Annotated in this window: 19 protein-coding genes; 5 read left to right on the top strand and 14 right to left on the bottom strand. The window is 59.3% G+C overall.

What is annotated here, in order from left to right; translation table 11 throughout:
- Positions 1-31: 31 nt before the first annotated feature.
- Positions 32-502: an FKBP-type peptidyl-prolyl cis-trans isomerase gene (locus tag ACTG1P_RS07030; RefSeq protein ID WP_005338245.1), complete on the bottom strand. Its 471-nt coding sequence runs from the start codon at positions 500-502 to the stop codon at positions 32-34.
- A gap of 174 nt (positions 503-676) precedes the next feature.
- On the bottom strand, positions 677-1,825 hold the full coding sequence (locus ACTG1P_RS07025) for a Na/Pi cotransporter family protein (RefSeq protein WP_440000855.1): 1,149 nt from the start codon (positions 1,823-1,825) through the stop codon (positions 677-679).
- Between the two features lie 249 nt (positions 1,826-2,074).
- On the opposite strand from ACTG1P_RS07025, the gene ACTG1P_RS07020 reads away from it, so the two are divergent.
- Positions 2,075-2,449 (top strand): hypothetical protein, encoded by a 375-nt coding sequence (locus ACTG1P_RS07020; protein WP_005359057.1) that lies wholly within the window; start codon positions 2,075-2,077, stop codon positions 2,447-2,449.
- Between the two features lie 94 nt (positions 2,450-2,543).
- Here the strand turns inward: ACTG1P_RS07020 and ACTG1P_RS07015 are convergent, their stop codons facing one another.
- The 5 genes from ACTG1P_RS07015 to ACTG1P_RS06995 form a co-directional block, all read right to left on the bottom strand.
- Positions 2,544-3,890 (bottom strand): APC family permease, encoded by a 1,347-nt coding sequence (locus ACTG1P_RS07015; protein ID WP_236294823.1) that lies wholly within the window; start codon positions 3,888-3,890, stop codon positions 2,544-2,546.
- Entirely contained in the window at positions 3,890-4,156 is a 267-nt protein-coding gene (locus ACTG1P_RS07010) for a hypothetical protein (RefSeq protein WP_021230505.1), read from the bottom strand. The genes ACTG1P_RS07015 and ACTG1P_RS07010 overlap by 1 nt, the downstream gene beginning before the upstream one ends.
- A 537-nt stretch (positions 4,157-4,693) precedes the next feature.
- Positions 4,694-6,043: an APC family permease gene (locus ACTG1P_RS07005; RefSeq protein WP_440002288.1), complete on the bottom strand. Its 1,350-nt coding sequence runs from the start codon at positions 6,041-6,043 to the stop codon at positions 4,694-4,696.
- A 366-nt stretch (positions 6,044-6,409) separates the two neighbouring features.
- Positions 6,410-7,699 (bottom strand): 4-aminobutyrate--2-oxoglutarate transaminase, encoded by a 1,290-nt coding sequence (gene gabT / locus ACTG1P_RS07000; protein ID WP_440000854.1) that lies wholly within the window; start codon positions 7,697-7,699, stop codon positions 6,410-6,412.
- Between the two features lie 181 nt (positions 7,700-7,880).
- A complete protein-coding gene (locus ACTG1P_RS06995; RefSeq protein WP_440000853.1) occupies positions 7,881-9,344 on the bottom strand; it encodes an NAD-dependent succinate-semialdehyde dehydrogenase in 1,464 nt (487 codons plus the stop codon).
- Between the two features lie 353 nt (positions 9,345-9,697).
- Here ACTG1P_RS06995 and puuR point away from each other — a divergent pair, with 353 nt between their 5' ends.
- Together puuR and ACTG1P_RS06985 are read left to right on the top strand one after the other, a co-directional pair.
- Positions 9,698-10,300 (top strand): HTH-type transcriptional regulator PuuR, encoded by a 603-nt coding sequence (gene puuR / locus ACTG1P_RS06990; protein WP_041208438.1) that lies wholly within the window; start codon positions 9,698-9,700, stop codon positions 10,298-10,300.
- A gap of 45 nt (positions 10,301-10,345) precedes the next feature.
- Positions 10,346-11,623 carry an NAD(P)/FAD-dependent oxidoreductase gene (locus tag ACTG1P_RS06985; RefSeq protein WP_219278104.1) on the top strand — a complete coding sequence of 426 codons (1,278 nt, stop codon included), beginning with the start codon at positions 10,346-10,348 and terminating at the stop codon, positions 11,621-11,623.
- A 90-nt stretch (positions 11,624-11,713) separates the two neighbouring features.
- On the opposite strand, the gene ACTG1P_RS06980 is transcribed toward ACTG1P_RS06985, so the two are convergent.
- The 4 genes from ACTG1P_RS06980 to ACTG1P_RS06965 all read right to left on the bottom strand — a co-directional run bounded on the left by ACTG1P_RS06980 (position 11,714) and on the right by ACTG1P_RS06965 (position 13,447).
- A complete protein-coding gene (locus ACTG1P_RS06980) occupies positions 11,714-11,962 on the bottom strand; it encodes a DUF3297 family protein (protein ID WP_005347440.1) in 249 nt (82 codons plus the stop codon).
- A 117-nt stretch (positions 11,963-12,079) separates the two neighbouring features.
- Positions 12,080-12,511: an N-acetyltransferase gene (locus ACTG1P_RS06975; RefSeq protein ID WP_440000852.1), complete on the bottom strand. Its 432-nt coding sequence runs from the start codon at positions 12,509-12,511 to the stop codon at positions 12,080-12,082.
- Between the two features lie 45 nt (positions 12,512-12,556).
- Positions 12,557-12,835: a putative quinol monooxygenase gene (locus ACTG1P_RS06970; RefSeq protein WP_440000851.1), complete on the bottom strand. Its 279-nt coding sequence runs from the start codon at positions 12,833-12,835 to the stop codon at positions 12,557-12,559.
- Positions 12,836-12,979: 144 nt separating this feature from the next.
- Positions 12,980-13,447 carry a hypothetical protein gene (locus ACTG1P_RS06965; protein WP_440000850.1) on the bottom strand — a complete coding sequence of 156 codons (468 nt, stop codon included), beginning with the start codon at positions 13,445-13,447 and terminating at the stop codon, positions 12,980-12,982.
- A gap of 505 nt (positions 13,448-13,952) precedes the next feature.
- Between ACTG1P_RS06965 and ACTG1P_RS06960 the strand changes: the two genes are divergently transcribed.
- The gene (locus ACTG1P_RS06960; protein WP_278172633.1) at positions 13,953-14,297 is read left to right on the top strand and encodes a DUF805 domain-containing protein; all 345 of its coding nucleotides are present in this window, start codon (positions 13,953-13,955) and stop codon (positions 14,295-14,297) included.
- Between the two features lie 164 nt (positions 14,298-14,461).
- On the opposite strand, the gene ACTG1P_RS06955 is transcribed toward ACTG1P_RS06960, so the two are convergent.
- The 3 genes from ACTG1P_RS06955 to ACTG1P_RS06945 all read right to left on the bottom strand — a co-directional run bounded on the left by ACTG1P_RS06955 (position 14,462) and on the right by ACTG1P_RS06945 (position 17,350).
- Entirely contained in the window at positions 14,462-15,142 is a 681-nt protein-coding gene (locus tag ACTG1P_RS06955) for a hypothetical protein (RefSeq protein WP_440000849.1), read from the bottom strand.
- A gap of 148 nt (positions 15,143-15,290) precedes the next feature.
- A complete protein-coding gene (locus ACTG1P_RS06950) occupies positions 15,291-16,676 on the bottom strand; it encodes an ATP-binding protein (protein ID WP_069556490.1) in 1,386 nt (461 codons plus the stop codon).
- Positions 16,676-17,350, bottom strand: a complete 675-nt coding sequence (locus ACTG1P_RS06945; protein WP_041201856.1) for a response regulator transcription factor — start codon at positions 17,348-17,350, stop codon at positions 16,676-16,678. Before ACTG1P_RS06945 ends, ACTG1P_RS06950 begins: the two co-directional genes overlap by 1 nt.
- 199 nt (positions 17,351-17,549) lie before the next feature.
- Here ACTG1P_RS06945 and ACTG1P_RS06940 point away from each other — a divergent pair, with 199 nt between their 5' ends.
- Complete coding sequence (locus ACTG1P_RS06940) at positions 17,550-18,230, top strand: bactofilin family protein (protein ID WP_440000848.1); 681 nt, start codon at positions 17,550-17,552, stop codon at positions 18,228-18,230.
- The last annotated feature ends 13 nt before the right edge of the window (positions 18,231-18,243 follow it).

Genomic DNA, 18,243 nt, shown 5'->3' with positions numbered 1-18,243 from the left:
GCCTTGTTGTTGATGGAGCGTGACGGAGCGCTTACTGGATACCCAACAGCTCCACGTCAAAGATCAGGACTGATCCCGGCGGGATTTTGCCCGCGGCGCGGTCGCCGTAGGCGAGGTTGGCGGGGATGTAGAAACGGGTCTTCTCACCTTCCACCATCAGCTGTACCCCTTCGGTCCAGCCGGCGATCACCTGATTGAGGCCAAATTCGATGGGCTCGCCACGGGCAACCGAGCTGTCAAAGACGGTACCGTCCAGCAACTTGCCCTCGTAGTGCACCTTCACCTTGCTGGTGGCAGTGGGGTGAACGGTGCCGGTGCCCGGGGTCAGCACTTCGTACTGCAGGCCGGAGGCGGTGGTGGTTACCAGCGGTTTGTCCTTGTTGCTGGCGAGGAACTCGGCGCCAATCCGCACGTTGTCGGCCGCCAGCTTCTTGTTGTTGCTGCTGGAGTAGAAGTAGTAGGCCACACCGGCGATGAGCAGCGCGATCAGTATGAATTTCATCGGTTTTTCCTGTTCCATGAAATGTAAAAAGTGCAATGAGGACGCCATCTTATCGCGCACCGCCCCTGATGGCGAGCCACAGGGCAGGAGGATGTGTGCGGGCAGGCAAAGCTCGGCGACTTGGACGCAAAAAGGGGCGAGTCGCTGACTCGCCCCTTGTCATGGTTGTGACGCTTACTTGGCTGCCACCATCATCAGGGCGGGCAGGGCGAAGAAGAGACCCGCCACATAACCCAGTGCCAGCAGCTTGTTCTCGCTGCCTACCCGGGCAAGCCCCTCGGCGGCGCGAACCGGCAGGTCACGCAGGAAGGGGATGCCATAGATGAGCACCACGGCAAAGAGGTTGAACAGCACGTGGACCAGCGCGATGGTCATGGCCAGCTGGGCACCGGCTCCGCTGATGGCGGTGGCAGCCAGCAGGGCGGTGATGGTGGTGCCGATATTGGCCCCCAGGGTGAAGGGGTAGAGCTGACGGGTGCTGAACACGCCGCCGCCAGCCAGCGGGATCATCAGGCTGGTGGTGGTGGAGGAGGACTGCACCATGATGGTCACCAGCGCACCGGAGGTGATGCCGGTCAGCGGGCCACGGCCCAGCGCCTTGTGCAGTACCTCTTTGGCACGGCCAACCAGTACCTGTTGCAGCACTTTGCCCAGATAAGTGACGCAGGCGAGGATCAGCAGGATACCGATGATGATGGTCGCGATGGCGGCACCCTTGCCCGGCAGGAAGACAACGGCGCTGTCAATCAGCTGCTGGGCCGGTGCGGTCAGCGGCTTCATGAAGTCCATGCCCTTCATCGACATGTTGGCGGAGCCTACCAGCAGGTTGGCCAGCCACTCGGCGCTGTGTTGCAGCAGACCGAACATCAGCTCCAGCGGCAGGAAGATGAACACCGCCAGCAGGTTGAAGAAGTCGTGCACGGTGGCGGCGGCGAAGGCGCGGCGGAACTCGGCACGATCCCGCACATGGCCCATGGAGACGATGGTGTTGGTGATGGTGGTACCGAGGTTGGCACCCATCACCATGGGGATGGCCATGCTGATGGGCAGGCCGCCAGCCACCAGACCGACGATCACCGAGGTGACGGTGCTGGAGGATTGCACCAGCGCGGTAGCGAGAATACCCAGCAGCAGGGCGACAAAGGGGTTGTTGGCAAAGGCGAAGATCTGGGCTGCGCCCTCGGCGCCGCCGGAGAAATCTTTGAAGCCGTGGGAGATGGCGCCCACGGCAACCAGGATCAGGTAGACCAGTACGATGACACTCATCCAGTTGAACAGGGCGCGGGTCGCGGGCGGCTGTGACAAGGAGTGATGGTGTTGCATAAAGCCTCTTGAGACGGTCGTTCCGTCTTGGGTTGTTGATGACCCGCGCATTTAATCAATGGTTAATGACAGAAATATGACAACGTGACATTTCGATGATGTTTTTATGACGACGAACTGCGGCGACAGGCGCTGACCGAGCCGGTTGGCTCTGGTGTGGCAAAAGGGGGGACGAAAGCACTGCCGCCTTGTCAGCCGGAATGTGATCGCTACACTGCGCCCCTTTATTGGCAAGCAGGAGTAAACTAGATGATGCGTGCATGGATCCTCTCTCTGTCGCTGGGGCTGCTCTCGGCAGGGGCACAGGCCAGCCTGTTGAAAACCGACTGCAACCTCGACAAGGCCCTCAAAAACGAAGCGGTGAATGCCACTCTGGGAGTCAAGGGCAACTGTGATACCAGCAAGCTGGTGAAGCAGGAGAAAGAGAAGGTGAAAGCCGAGGTGCAAAAAGGCCGCAACGACCTGCTGGGCGAGAAGCGTGCCGACCTCAAGGAGAGCGGCAACGGTATGCAGCAGAAGATGGACAAGGCAAACCAGCAGCTGCACAAGGCGGAGCAGGATGCCAAGACCATCGCTCGCGATCCGCTCAAGGCTGCGGCGACCGCCGTACTGGATAAGCAGTAAGCAGACCGGGTCCAAGTCCGTGTGACCGGCAACAGACCGGCAGCAAAAAGGGGAGCCATGGCTCCCCTTCTGTCTATCCGTTATCCGCAAAGGATCAGGCGTCGGCTGCCTCTTCGTACTGACGGAACGGGATACGGAACACCGCCAGACGCAGGAACAGATAGGTTGCGCCGAGGCCCGCCCAGATCAGGCCCAGCTCCAGCGAGCTCTGCTCCAGGTTGATCCAGAGGGCACCGATGGTGGCGGCACCGAGCAGCGGCATCAACAGGTAGATGACGTGATCCTTGAGGGTCTTGTTGCGCTTCTCGCGTACCCAGAACTGACCGATCACCGACAGGTTGACGAAGCTGAACGCCACCAGTGCGCCGAAGTTGACCAGCGCCAGCGCGGTATCCAGATCAAAGGAGACTGCGGAGAGGGCCAGACCGCCCACCATCAGCACGTTGATGGCCGGGGTGCGGTATTTCGGGTGGATGTAGCCAAACACCCGCTCCGGGATCATGCGATCACGCCCCATCACGTAGAGGATGCGCGAGACACCGGCGTGAGCCGCCATGCCGGAGGCCAGCACCGCCACCGTGGTGCAGACCAGAACCACGGACTGGAAGAAGGTGCCGCCAACGTAGAGGGCGATCTCCGGCAGTACCGCATCCGGATGCTGGAAGCGGGCGAGGCTCGGGAAGTAGAGCTGCAGGCAGTAAGAGACCACCACGAAGATGATGCCGCCGATAAGGGCAGTCAGCACGATCGCCTTGGGGATCACCTTGCCGGCATTCGGAGTCTCTTCGGAGAGGGAGCTCAGACCATCAAAGCCCAGGAACGAGAAGCAGAGGATGGTGGCACCGGTAAAGAGCGGTACCAGCTGTGCTGACTCGAAGTGGAACGGACGGCTGCTCATCAGGGTGCCAGCTCCTTCGCCGTGGTAGATGCCCCACGCCATCAGGCCGATAAAGAGGGTGATGATGGCGAGCTGGATCACCACGATCAGACCGTTGAAGTTGGCGACCAAGTTGATGCCGCGCAGGTTCAGGAAGGTCATCACGGTCACCAGACCGAAGATGAACACCCAGGGCTCGACGCCCGGGAACATGGCGGTCAGGTAGATCTTGGCCAGCAGGATGTTGATCATCGGCATGAACATATAGTCGAGCAGGGAGGACCAGCCGACCATGAAACCGACGTAGGGGTTGAACACCTTCTGGGCATAGGTATAGGCAGAGCCCGCAGAGGGGAACTTGCGTACCAGATGTCCGTAGCTGAAAGCGGTGAGCAGGATGCCACCCAGAGCCAGCAGATAGGCGGTGGCGACCCGGCCATCGGTGATGTCACCGACGATGGCGAAGGTGTCGAAGACAGCCATGGGGGTCAGATAGGCCAGACCCATCACAATCACTTGTGTCAGGGTAAGGGTCTTGAGCAGCTTGGCGCCTTGAGATGCCATTACGCTTTCTCCTCAATCAGTGCCGCAGCACGTGCTTGCAACGAGCGCAGGGATACGATGGATTCGCAAGCCTGTACATCAAGGGCGCCGGGGAGGCGCATACCGGGCTGTACCGGCAGGAAAGCATTAAAACGCCCCATTGTTATCCTCTCAACGTCGGGAGATTGTTTGGCAATCTCGAATATCACTTCCGGAAACGTTCCGGCCTCTTGTGGTGGGTTTGTACTGCACTTCAAAAATACAAAAACCGATGTCGCAGTGAACATCGGTCCTTTATTGGCGGCGTATTGTGCATTCGGTCAGCCCCCTTGACAAGCAAAAAAGGGCTAATTCACGCATTTTTTTGCATACGCACGGGGCAGGTAAGTGGTCACTCGCCCCCTGCAGCCGTCCCCGAGCCACTCCCCCTTTTTCGGGGGGAAGAGAACCCTGTCATGGCGTATGAAAAATCGGCAAATCGGGGCTGCAGGGTGCATAGCGCCTCAACATTGATCCTGATCATATTTGGCGGAGCTCCCCCGGGCTCGAGTCCAGCGAGCTTATCGGCTGGCGGGGGATGGGAGGGGGTGGAGTGGAAAAAGATCTATTGCATATCCATTCATATTAATGACTGGGGATAGGGGGCGATGCGGCTTGAGCCATGGCACGGCGAGCAGCCCGGCTGGGTAGTTATTTGAAATCAGTCACACTTCCTGCAGAAACCTCATTTCTGGCAACCCGTGCTGCTGGCAACCAGAGCGCCGCAAAAACAACAAGGAGCCCGCAGGCTCCTTGTTTTGTATGACGGTATGGTTGAGCCGCGGTTACTGGGCGATCTCCACCTTGTCTGCGGTATGCAGCGGAATGCGGAACACCGTCAGGCGCAGGAAGAGGTAGATGGCACCGAGCGCAGCCCAGATCAGACCCAACTCGAAGGAGGAGGGCTCAAGGTTGAGCCACAGCACCCCGATGCAGGCGGCGCCACAGAGCGGCAGCAGCAGATAGACCAGATGATCCTTGAGACTCTTGTTGCGACCGAGCTTCACATAGAAGTGGGCAATCACCGCCAGATTGACGAAGGTGAAGGCCACCAGGGCGCCGAAGTTGATCAGGGCCAGCGCCATCTCCAGATCGAACGAGACGGCGGAGAGGGCGAGCAGGCCGACCAGCAGCACATTGCAGGCCGGAGTCTGCCACTTCGGATGCACATAGGAGAAGAAGCGGCTCGGCAGGGCGCGGTCCCGCCCCATCACGTAGAGCAGGCGCGATACGCCGGCGTGGGAGGCGAGCCCGGAGGCGAGTACCGCCACTGTGGTGCAGACCAGCACTACCGCCTGGAACAGCTTGCCACCGACATAGAGGGCGATCTCCGGCAGCACCGCATCCGGATGCTGGAAGCGGGAGATGTCCGGGAAGAAGAGCTGCAGGAAGTAGGAGGTGGTGACAAACAGCACACCGCCGATCAGTGCCGTCAGCACGATGGCGCGGGGGATAACCCGATCCGCGTCCGGGGTCTCTTCCGACAGGGTGCTGATGGCATCAAAGCCGAGGAACGACAGACAGAGGATCGAGGCCCCCATCAGCAGCGGCGAGATGTTGATCTGCTCGGAGAAGAAGGGACGGCTGCTGGCCACAGTGCCCAGCCCCTCGCCATTGTGCACGCCCCAGGCGATCAGGCCGATAAAGACGGCGATGATGCTGAACTGCATGATGACGATGACGCTGTTGAAGTTGGCCACCAGCTTGATGCCGCGCAGGTTGAGGGCGGTCATCACCGCCGCCAGACCGAAGATATAGGTCCAGGGCTCTACGTTCGGGAAGAGCGCCTGCAGATAGATCTTGGCTAGCAGCATGTTGATCATCGGCATGAACATATAGTCGAGCAGGGAGGTCCAGCCCACCATAAAGCCGACATAGGGGTGGAACACCTTCTGGGCATAGGTATAGGCGGAGCCTGCCGACGGGAACTTGCGCACCAGATGGCCGTAGCTCAGGGCGGTGAACAGCATGCCGATCAGGGCAAAGAGGTAGGCGGTAGGGACATGGCCTTCGGTGATCTCGGTAACGATGCCGAAGGTGTCGAACACTGCCATGGGGGTGAGGTAGGCAAGACCCATGACCACGACCTGCCACAGTTTCAGGGTCTTTTTCAGACCAACCGGTTGGGCGTTCATCATGCCTGTTCCTCACGCGGTGCCGGGGCGGCACACTCCATCAACGAAACCGGGAAAGAGGCCCGGGAATCAAGGGCGCCGGGGTGGCGCGCACCGGGCAGAGCCGGTCGGAAAGCATTGAGATGCCCCATGTTGTTCCTCACTGAATGTGGTGTCGGGAGATTGCTGCCAATCTCGCTATCTTTTCCGGGGGTGATCCGGCCTCGTTTATGGGTTTGTTCACTGTACAAAAAAGGACCGGCGAGATGTGGTAATACCGGTCCTTGCAGTGGCGGCGCATTGTGCATTTGCAGGGCCCCCTTGACAAGAAAAAAAGGGGGCAAAACTGCATTTTTTTGCACAGGTTAGCGGTTACTTTCCTGCTGGTCAGGCCAGCGCGGCCTCCAGTGATTTTTCAAGGATTTGCATCCCTTCGTCAATCACTGCCGCCGGGGCGGTCAGCGGGGCGAGAAAACGGATGACATTTGCGCGCACCCCGCATGAGAGCAGGACCAGACCCCGTTTGCCCGCCTCGGCCACCAGACGTTTGGTGAGGTCGGGATCGGGCTGGTCGGCATTGCGCTGTTTCACCAGCTCCATGGCAACCATGGCACCGGGTCCGCGAATTTGACCTATGCAGTCAAAACGCTCGGCTATGCGTTGCAGCCCCGCCTTGATCTGCTCACCCTGATCCAGCGCTTTCTGGTTGAGTTTTTCCTCTTCGATCACCTGCAATACCGCCAGCGCGGCGGCACAGGCGATGGGGGAACCGGCATAGGTGCCGCCAAGGCCGCCCGGCTTGGCTGCGTTCATGATCTCTGCCTTGCCCACCACGGCCGAGAGGGGGAAGCCGCCCGCCAGACTCTTGGCCAACGTCATGATGTCCGGCTCGATGCCGGCATACTCGGTGGCGAAGGTCTTGCCGGTGCGACAGAAGCCGCTCTGGATCTCGTCGCAGATGAGCAGAATGCCGTGCTGATCGCAGATGCTGCGCAGCTTCTGCATAAAGCTCGGGGAGGCGGGGTAGAAGCCCCCTTCGCCCTGTACCGGCTCGATGATGATGGCGGCAACGCGGGAGGGCTCGATGTCGGCGCTGAAGCAGAGGTCGAGGGCGTGCAGGGCATCCTCTTCACTCACCCCCAGATAGTCGGCGGGGAAGGGGATGTGGTAGACCTCCCCCGGGAAGGGGCCAAAGCCGGTCTTGTAGGGCACCACCTTGCCGGTGAGCGCCATGCCCATCATGGTGCGACCGTGAAAGCCCCCCTTGAAGGCGATGGTGCCGCTGCGACCGGTATGGGCGCGGGCAATCTTGATGGCGTTCTCGACCGCCTCGGCGCCGGTGGAGAGAAACAGGGTGCGTTTCGGAGTCGGGCCGGGCACCAGGGCGTTGAGCTTTTCGGCAAGCTCGATATAGCCCGGGTACGGGGTGACCTGAAAACAGGTGTGGCTGAACTTTTCCAGCTGCTCGCGCACCGCTGCCACCACTTTCGGATGGTTGTGGCCGGTGTTGAGCACGGCGATGCCGGAGGCAAAGTCGATGTAGCGGTTGCCCTCCACATCCCACAGCTCGGCATTTTGCGCGCGGTCGATAAAGACCGACAGCAGGGTACCAACGCCGTTGACCACGGCCGCTTCGCGGCGCGCTTGCCACGCCTTGTTTGATTCTGATTGACTCATCTTTCCTCCCTGAGGGGCCGCAGCCCCGAAATTCCCTGACTGAATTGGTGGCGGGCGGCAAACCGCCCGTGCTCGCCGAGCAGCCCATCAGACTGCTCGGCTCTATCTGCCTCTATCTATCAAAACGATGGGTTGCAGCAAAAAGGCATCTGTAAATGCGATGCCTTTTGTTGCTATTGCTCTAGCGAATGGCGCCAAAGCAGAGGTATTTGGTCTCCAGATACTCCTCCAGCCCCTCGGCTGCCCCCTCCCGACCCAGACCCGACTCCTTGATGCCGCCAAAGGGGGCCAATTCGGTTGAGATGATCCCCTCGTTGATACCTACCATGCCGTATTCAAGCTGCTCGGCGACGCGCCATACCCGGGCGATGTCGCGGCCATAGAAGTAGGCGGCCAGACCATAGGGGGTATCGTTGGCCAGCGCGATGGCCTCGGCTTCGCTCTCGAAACGCACCAGCGGCGCGACCGGGCCGAAGATCTCCTCCTGCAGGATGGGGTTGTCCCTGGCGACCTTGCCGAGAATGGTGGGGCGGTAGAAGAGGGGGCCGGCAGGGTGGGGTTCTCCACCCAGCAGCACTTCGGCACCGGCGGCAACCGATTGCTGCACCAGTTCGGCCACCTTGCTGGCGGCAGCCGGGTTGATGAGCGGGCCGATCTGGGTGCCCTCCGCCATGCCATCTCCCACCTTGAAGGCGGCAACGGCGGCAGTCAGCTTCTCGACGAAGGCGTCATAGACGCTGGCCTGTACCAGAATGCGGTTGGCGCAGACGCAGGTCTGCCCGGCGTTGCGGTATTTGGAGGCGAGCGCCCCGGCCACGGCGGCGTCGAGATCGGCGTCGTCAAAGACGATAAAGGGCGCATTGCCGCCCAGCTCCAGCGAGAGGCGCTTCATGGTGTCGGCGCACTGGCGCATCAGCAGCTTGCCGATGCGGGTCGAGCCGGTGAAGGAGAGCTTGCGCACAGTCGGGTTGTTGCACAGCTCGTTGCCCACCGCGCTCGGCTGGTGGCTGGTGACGATATTGATGACCCCGGCGGGGATCCCCGCCTGCTCGGCCAGTACCGCCAGCGCCAGTGCGCAGAGCGGGGTTTCGGCGGCCGGCTTGATGACGATGGTGCAACCGGCGGCCAGCGCCGGGCCCGCCTTGCGGGTGATCATGGCAATCGGGAAGTTCCACGGGGTGATGGCGGCGACCACCCCTACCGGCTGCTTGATGGTGGCCAGCCGGCGATCGCCGCTAAAGCCCGGAATGGTGCGGCCATAGGCGCGCTTGCCCTCTTCGGCGAACCACTGGATAAAGCTGGCGCCGTAGGTCACTTCCCCCTTGGCTTCCGCCAGCGGCTTGCCCTGCTCGCAGGTCATGATGCGGGCCAGCTCGTCGCTGTGGGTGGTGATGGCGGCAAACCAGGCGTAGAGCTTGTTGCTGCGCTCCTTGGCGGTGAGGGCTGCCCAAGCGGGTTGCGCCGCATGGGCGGCCGCGATGGCGCGGCGGGTATCCTCTTCATTCATGTCGGGCACCTGAGTGATCACGGCACCGGTAGCCGGATTGGTGACCTCGAAGGTGCGGCCGCTGGCGGCCTCGCACCACTGACCATCTATATAGGCGCGGGATTTGATCAAGCTTTGATTGGAGCTGGTAGCGGACATGGCAAGCCTCAATGGTGAAACCTGGCAGCAAGGTGGCGATGATGCGGCTCATCCTGTGGTGCTGCCGTATAAAATAATAAGCACAGGGAGACCATAAATTGAGCTGAAATGTTTTTCAAGTGTTAAATATATTTGAATTGTTGGTGTGCTGCGTGCTAGAAAATGGGCTGTGTAGCGCAGTTTACCCCGATCCGGTGGCTTGGTGTGATGGTTGGGGTGTGCAAAATAATTAACGATGAGTGTGTAGCATCGCAAACAGCCAGGGATGGTGCTGGTCCGCTATTTTAACCAGAGGGAAGAGGGAGATGACCCATGTTGCGGGAGTGCAGGCAGAAGATGAGAGGGGGCCTGCCATGAGCGGGCCACAGAGCAGTGAGAGCGAGGCTCGCCTGCAGCTGGTGCCGCAGAGTGGTGCCCGTACCATGGGCGAGCGGCTGGCGGCAGTGCGCCACCAGCTGGGGCTCTCCCAGCGGCGGGCGGCGGAGCTGAGCGGCCTGACCCACGGCGCCATCTGCATGATAGAGCAGGACAAGGTGAGCCCCTCGGTGGCGTCGTTGCAAAAGCTGCTCACCGTCTATGGCCTGCCGCTGTCGCGCTTTTTCGCCGAGGAGGAGAGCCGCCCCTGCAGCGTGGTGATCAAGGCTGAACAGCTTATCGAGCTGGGCAGTCAGGGGGTCTCGATGAAGTTGGTGCACAACGGCAACAACCGCCGCCAGCTCGGCTTTATGCTGGAGACCTATCCCCCCGGCACTGACACCGGCGGGCAGGTCAAGCATCAGGGAGAGGAGGTCGGCACTGTGCTGGAGGGGTCGGTAACCCTGACGGTGGCAGGCCAGAGTTATCAACTCGAAGCGGGCGACAGCTATGTGATCGACACCGGCGAGCCCCACAGTTTCAGCAATCCGTCGGGGCAGACCTGCCGCATCGTCAGCGCCCACACCCCGGCGAGCTTTTAATCCTGACAGTAGTTTGGCAACAGAACCGGTAAGGAAACAGGGATCATGACCGAACATGTAAACAGTTACTACGCAGCCAGTGCCAATAAACACGCGCCCTACCCGACATTGACCGAACAGCTGGAGTGCGATGTCTGCGTCATCGGGGCGGGTTATACCGGCCTCTCCAGCGCCCTGCATCTGGTCGAGAAGGGCTACAAGGTGGTGGTGCTGGAGGCCGCACGAGTCGGCTTTGGTGCCAGCGGCCGCAACGGTGGCCAGATCGTCAACTCCTACAGCCGCGACATTGACACCATAGAAGCGAACTGCCCGCCGGATCAGGCCAGGCTGCTCGGTTCCATGCTGTTTGAGGGGGGCCAGATCATCCGCGAGCGGATCAAGCGCTACAACATCCAGTGCGATCTGCAGGAGGGGGGCGTCTTTGCCGCCGAGACCGAGAAGCAGTTCCACGAGCTCAAGGCGCAGAAGGCGCGCTGGGAGAAGTGGGGCAATGAGCAGCTGGAGCTGCTCGATGCCAAGGGGGTGCGCGAGGTGGTGGCGAGCGATCGCTACGTCGGCGCCCTGCTCGACAAGAGCGGCGGCCATATTCACCCTCTCAATCTGGCGCTGGGGGAGGCGGAAGCGATCCGCATCCAGGGGGGGCAGATCTTCGAGCAGTCCGCCGTCACCAGCATTACTCCGGGTCAGCCGGCGTTGGTCAAGACCGCCAAAGGGGCGGTGAAGGCACGCTTTATCGTGGTGGCCGGCAACGCCTACCTCGGCAATCTGGTGCCGGAACTGGCCAGCAAGAGCATGCCTTGCGGCACCCAGGTGATCGCCACCGAAGTGCTGGGAGAGGAGCGGGCCCGTTCACTCTTGCCGCAGAACTACTGTCTGGAGGATTGCAACTACCTGCTCGACTACTACCGTACCTCCGGCGATCACCGGTTGATCTATGGCGGTGGCGTGGTCTATGGCGCGCGGGATCCGGCGGATATCGAGCGGCTGATCCTCCCCAAGATGCTCAAGACTTTCCCGCAGCTGGCCGACGTCAAGGTGGAGTACACCTGGACCGGCAACTTCCTGCTCACTCTGTCGCGCCTGCCGCAGTTTGGCCGCATCGGCCCCAACATCTACTACATGCAGGGCTACAGCGGCCATGGTGTCACCTGCACCCATCTGGCGGGCAAGCTGCTCTCTGAGGTGCTGAGCGGTCAGGCGGAGCGCTTCGATGCCTTTGCCAAACTGCCGCACTACCCCTTCCCGGGTGGTCGGTTGTTCCGCATCCCCTTCACCGCCGCGGGCGCCGCCTGGTACACCCTGCGCGATCGGCTGGGGGTATAAACCCGACCAGCTTGTCGTCGTGCTGACCGACGCAAACAACAAGGCCACCGCGAGGGTGGCCTTGTTTTTAACCGAAGCGGGCAGCTGCAATTAGCTGTAATAGGCTTCGACGGTGCCCTTGAGCTTGATCAGGATGGGCTGGCCGCGGCGATCCAGCGCCTTGGGGGAGGGGATCTTCACCCAGCCTTCGCTGATGCAGTACTCTTCGACGTCGGTGCGCTCTTTGCCGTTCAGGCGAATACCGATCGGATGCTCGAAGCAGGCCGCCACATAGTGGGGGCTGCGGGGATTGCAGGAGAGGTGATCCGGCAGTGCCGGCTTGGTGCTGGTATCGCTCATGGCTATGACCCGAAATGGATATAAAGTGGGCCATTGTAGAGAATGGCGTCATGGCATTCAAGGCAACGCCTGCCCGCCCTGCCGCAGCATGTCAGCAATCAGCCACTGTTTTTGACTTCAGATGCCCCGCTGCCACTGCATGAGGATCTCGGCGTGGCCGCTATGCTCGCATATTCTCTGCTCCCCCTCGTGAAAGCCGTTGCGGGTGTAAAAGCGTCGCGCCTGCTCATTTTCGGCGTAGACGGTGAGCTCAAGTTGCTCATGCCGTGACTTGAGGTGGTCTAGCAGCTGTCGACCCAGCCCCTGTGATTGCCAGCGCGGGGTGATAAAGAGGGCGGCAACCGAGCCCTGATGCCAAGAGATAAATCCGGCCAGCTGCCCCTGCTCCTCATAAACCCAGCTCTCGCTGGCAGGCAGATAGATATCCCGCATCGCTGCACGCTGCGCATGCCAGAAGTCGGCGGGAATAAAGCCGTGTGCCTTGACCGAGGCCTGATACCAGAGCTCGACTGCGGCATCGAAATCAGATGCGGATAATGGGCGGATCATAAGTCTCTCAATCGTCGAAGGTGGAAAATAGGCGAGAGGCTAGGGCTATTCGCCAAGTCCCGTCACGGTATAGTGTCTCTCGACATTGACCGTAATCTCCCCCCAGCGGGAGGCTTTGACCCGGGCTTGATGGGTGGCAAAGGCGGCGGGATCGCGAAAGGTCTCGCAGACCTCGAAGCGGCAGGGGTTTAGCCTGCTTTGCGTCACCTCGAACTGCAGGCAGCCATGTTCCTGTCTAGTCAGCTGGATATGGTTATCAAGTTCCCCGATGACTGCTGGTAAATCGGAGGCGGGAACAATGATATAACCGGTTAGCACAACCATATTTCTCTCTTTGGTGGGCAACATTGTTGGATGTATTATCGAATCAAGGTCGGATGTTTTTATTTGCTGTGAACTCACCCAACCTCTTTTTATATTTTAAATATCTGGCCAGCACAAAATAAAAGGAATCCATAAAGACAGGGGCTACATGGTGGTTGCCGCTATCTGCTGTAGTTTTTGTTGGCGCGGACTGGACTGGCGAATAAAATAACCAATGCACTCTTCATCGCTCTCATCGAGACAGATTAAAAACTGATCTTCCGACGGTGAAAATTTCAGATAGTAGACGTAGTCGGTATCCTCATTCTGGGACATATCCAGGCAGTCTTTGCCACCATTTTCTTTGAGAATATGTTCTTCCAGTCGGTAAAATCCGGAGGCAGATGGTTCGCGTTCAATAATATAGGATGATTCGATCTGCTGTTGATTTGACGCGGTATAGAGACGACCATCCGCCCTGAAGTCGTACTCTTCATAACAGCTGGTATCGGCAAAATTGAGGCGCCATACCCCGATAACCGGATGAGCATCGCTGTTAATGGTCGTAAGGTTCTGGCCTGCATGGAGATTCATGCTTAAGAGAATGGAGAATATAGCCGCTGTCTTGTTCATCTGGTCATCCCTGATATCCATGCGCTGTTATTGAGCCTTGCCTGCCAACGTAGCTTTTATCCAGTTACCGTACTGTTGGCTGCCGTTTCCAGCTTCCATTCTTCCGCTGCCATTCGTCACCGTAACTCCCTTTGCGGCTTTCGGGGCCAGTATCTGCCGTAAGCACTGCCTATGGCTCCGCTGCAAAGCCCTTATTGTGCGTGTTTACACGATGAAAAGTTATCAAAAATTATCAAAAATCTTTAAAACCCGCGGCCTGTCACACTGCGCAAAGCCAGAGCTGGCACCGCTGGCGGTGCTAATTGGTCATAATCACTATTAACGGGGTATGTTCTTTTATATTTTATAATCCAAATTGCCTTGCTGATTATCACAATGTCCAATTATCTTTGTCTGGCCGCAGCAGGTTATGACAAGCGACCAACACCAATACCGATGGTTTTGCTATCGCTTATTTCTGTCTCCTTCGTGCAAAATCAACATAGACGCAGAAGCTGGAGTTTTTATGAACTGGTATTTTCGTGCATTTCAGAAATTTGCTGATTTCAAAGGACGGGCCTCGCGCAAAGAATATTGGATGTTCGTTCTTATCAATACCATTATTTGTGTCATCCTCTCACTGCTGACCAAGCAGCTGGATTATGGCTACAAACTGATGGGCGTATATGGTCTCTTTATTATTGTGCCCTGCTGGGCATTGAGCGTGCGCCGTCTGCACGACATTGGTCTCAATGGCTGGTTTTTGCTGCTGGGATTAATCCCGATTATCGGCCCGCTGATGGTGCTTTTTTTCAAGGCAAAGCGCGGCAATCCCTATTCAAATCGCTATGGTGCCGTCCCTTTTATCTGAGTAAACACCGACAGAAAGCTCTCCCGTGTAGCAAGCCGGCCGGACGAAATGAGATAGTCCGGCCTCTTTTATTGGTCGCTTGCGAGAGGGATATTACTTATTGCCGATGGCCATTATTCTGCCATATCCGTATGTCGACAACCGCTTGCAGTATCAGTGCCGGGTTATTGACCGTTGTCCGCATCCAGCGGGAAGGCGAACAGATCCCGGCGGTAGGTCTCGACCACCAGACTGAACGGCGTGCCATCCTCCCGTGAAAGCAGGGCGCGGTGCTGCAATACCTGATCGGGGATGGTCAGCGGTGCCTTGCTGGTGGCAATGACGGGCATCTTCATCTCCCAGCCATCCGGCAGGGGTGACCAGAGCAGGGTGGAGGAGAGTGTCTTGCGGCTGAAGTTGAGCGCCTTGACCGCGAGCCCGAACGGGGTGTCACTGCGGTCGAGCAGCTGGTTCATCTCCGGCGTGAGGCGGCTTTTGACATACCAGTTGTCCGCTTCCGAGAAGATATGATCGCCGCAAGTTAGCTGCACCCGGCGATAGCCCACCGGCTCATCGGCGCCGATCTTGAACAGCTCACGGGTGGCGGCATCGGCTGGCTTGCGTGTTGTCTGGTCACGCCGGGCGCGAATGCGCGGCTCGCCCGCCATCTTGTGGTTGGCGCACCAGTTTTGCAGGGTGACGGTAGCACTCGGGTTGCTCAGCAAGGTGGCGTTGAGGGTTTGCAGCAGGGCCTGTGCCTTGAGACGGGTCATGGGGCCATCTTGCCAGCCATCGGGGGCCTTCTCTTGCGCCTGTGCGGCGCCGTGGCAGAGCAGGGCGGCCAGCAATAGCATTCGGATCTTCATGTTTTCATTACCTTTCCCGATTTTTTGTGACCGGATTGTAACATCGAGGGACATGAATGCGACCAATATGTGGTCTGATGAGCAAAGGGCTGCGGGCCGCTAAAGGGCCCGCAACGGAGAGATTTCAAGGGGGCAGACTGGCGTGCTGTCAGGGGAGATCCAGGGTAAAGCGGGCGCCGCCGAGGGGGGATTCATCGACCCGGATCTGGCCGCCGTAGCTGTGGACGATTTCGGTCACAACCGCCAGACCTATGCCCTGACCCGGCGAGCTGTCAGCCCGAACGCCGCGCTGGAAGATCTGCTCCGATTTGGCCGGGTCGATACCCGGGCCATCATCTTCCACTTCGATACGCAGCCGCTCGAGATGGCGGCGCACCGTCACCTTCACTTCGCTGATTGCAAACTTGCAGGCGTTGTCGAGCAGGTTGCCCATCAGCTCCATCAAGTCGCCCTGTTCGCCGTGGAAGAGAGCGTCATCGTCGAACTTGAAGTGGGTTTGCAGCTTCTTGTGGCGATAGACCTTGGTCAGGCTGGCCAGCAGTTTTTCAATCAGCGGCACCGGCTCGGTGCCCTTGCTGGCAAGGCGCTGGCGGCCGGTCACGGCCCGTCTGAGCTGATACTGGATCATCTGATCCATGGTGAGGATCTGCTCGTTGATGTTGTCGTGGATCTCCCGCCCCAGCTTCACTTCGCGAGTGGTGATCTGGATCAGCGCCAGCCGGGTTTTCAGGCTGTGGGCGAGATCGTTGAGGGCGTGCTGGTAGCGCTGGGTCTGCTGGCGTTCGTTCTCCAGCAGTTGGTTGACCGAGTCGGTCAGCGGTGCCAGTTCCCGTTCGAATTCGTTTGACAGCGCATCGCGCTTGCCAGCCCGGATATCGTCGATCTGGCGGGCGATGGTGCGCAGGGAGCTGAGGCTCCAGAAGGTGGTGAGCAGCAGCAGCCCGGCCAGCAGCATATAGGCGAGCAGCGCCTGTTTGGCAGTCTGGTAGAGGTAGGTACGGGACTCTTCGTGATAGCGTTTGGCCGAGTCGATCATCACCACATAGTAGGCGGTGGTGCCGCTGCCGGGATTGCGGATAAACCGCAAGCTGTAGACGAAGTAGCTCTCGCCGTTCTTGATGGTGTGCTTCTTGAAGAAGTAGTCGAGATCCATCCCCCCCAGATACTTCATCAGATCGCCGCAGATGGTCTGTTTGGCCTTGATCACCTCCGGCATATGGAGGCTCGACCAGACCAGATCGCCATCGGCGCGGCAGATCAGGGTATCGAGGTTGCGATCCCCCGCACCACGTGATATCCGCCCCAGCTCGACGTTCGACCCCTTGTCATCCGGCTCGGTGGAGGAAAACAGCTTGGCCAGGTTCTCCTGCATCCGGGCGCTGGCCTTCTGGGTTTGCTCCTCGACGTGGCCGAGGTAGAGGGCGTAGACGGCAAACCCCATGATCAGCGCGATGACCAGCAGCGAGCTGAGCAGCAGTTTGATGTGCAGTGAGCTGCGGATCATCTTGATGGGGCGCGGCAGATGAAACTGCATCAGTTACAGGAGAGGTTGAAGATGTAACCCTGACGCCGGATGGTGGAGATGGGTTGAATCGTCCCTTCCGGATCCAGCTTCTTGCGCAGGCGGCTCACCATCACCTCGATGGTGTTGGGATCACCTTCGCCGTCGCCGTAGAGCTGGTCGAGCAGTTGCTGCTTGGAGACTACCTGACGGGCGTTGCGCATCAGGTACTCCAGAATCAGGTATTCAAAGCTGGTGAGCACCGCCACTTCACCGGCGATGGTCAGCTCCTTGCGGGAGAGATCCAGCTCGTAATCACCAGCTTTCACCCTGGGCGAGATAAAACCGGCGCTGCGGCGCACCAGCGCATTGAGTCGGGCCAGCAGCTCATCTTTCTGGAACGGTTTGACCAGATAGTCATCAGCACCTGCTTCCAGTCCTTCGACCTTGTCCTGCCAGTTGCCACGGGCGGTCAGCACAATGATGGGGAAGGGGATCTGCCGTTCGCGCAGTTGCCGGATCAGTTGCAGGCCGTCCATATCGGGCAGACCGAGGTCGATGATGGCCACATCAATGGGATAGTCGGCGGCGTAGTGCAGTGCAATCCCGGCCTGGTCGGTGCTGTAGACCTGATTGTCGGCTTCGGTCAGCAGAGAGGAGAGGTGGTGATTGAGCAGCTTGTCGTCTTCGACCAACAGAATTTTCATGATGTGAGCGGTCATAGGGATCCAGGCTGTCAATTAGAAAGTGTATGTCGCTTCGAGTCAATTCGAATCCTAATGCATCCCGGCTGTATCGGGACTGAATCAGCGGGACTTCAGAGTTCGCGCCAACTGGTCGTTTAACCATGGTCCGGGTTGTCGATGGCATGCTGGTCGGCAGTCATGTTGCGAAAGGTTTGATGTGATGAGAGAGATGGCCGAGAGGCTGCTGGCGCGACTGCAACAGCGTGAGCGCAGCGACCTCCTTTATATTGTCTGGCTCTGCTGGGGGGCAGCCTTGCTGCTCTACGTGCTGGGGTCGCCCTGTTTTCTGTGGCCAGTGGCGCCGATGCCGCTGGTTCTGCTTGTGTGGTTGGTGGAGAGAGTACGGATGTTTGGAAGAAACAAAGGTGGTGAGGCTACTGCGTCGGCGGGGGCCACCGTGATTGCAGCCGGTGCCCGCTTCAAGGGCGAGTTGCAGGTGGAGGGGGATCTGGAGGTGCGCGGTCAGATCAATGGCACCATCCAGCTCATCGGTGGTGTGCTGCACATCATGCAGGGCGGTAGCGTTGAGGGGGAGGTGAGTGCGCCCCACGTGATCATCAATGCCCTGCTGGAAGGCACCTGTACCTCCGCCGAGGTGGAGATCCTGGAGAGCGGCAAGATGCAGGGGATTTTCAAGGGGGGCAGTCTCTCCATCTGCAAAGGCGGCAACTTTGTTGGCCAGTCCCAGCCCACCGTGGCCGGCAAGGCCGATCCCGTGTTGCAAGCCTTGTCTGAAAACAGTTCGTCCGAGAGCAAGCAGACGGAGAGCAAGAGCAATGTGAAAAAGCTGCCGCACGAGCCGAAAGGCAAGCCGACTGAGGAGCTGGCCAAGCAGGCGTAATGCTCTTTGCCAG

Origin of the sequence: Aeromonas sp. 11P, assembly GCF_051920165.1 — a bacterium.
Classification (GTDB): Bacteria; Pseudomonadota; Gammaproteobacteria; order Enterobacterales; family Aeromonadaceae; genus Aeromonas; species Aeromonas veronii.
Note: the sequence above shows the minus strand (reverse complement) of the source record. Positions and strands in the feature narration are given on the sequence as shown.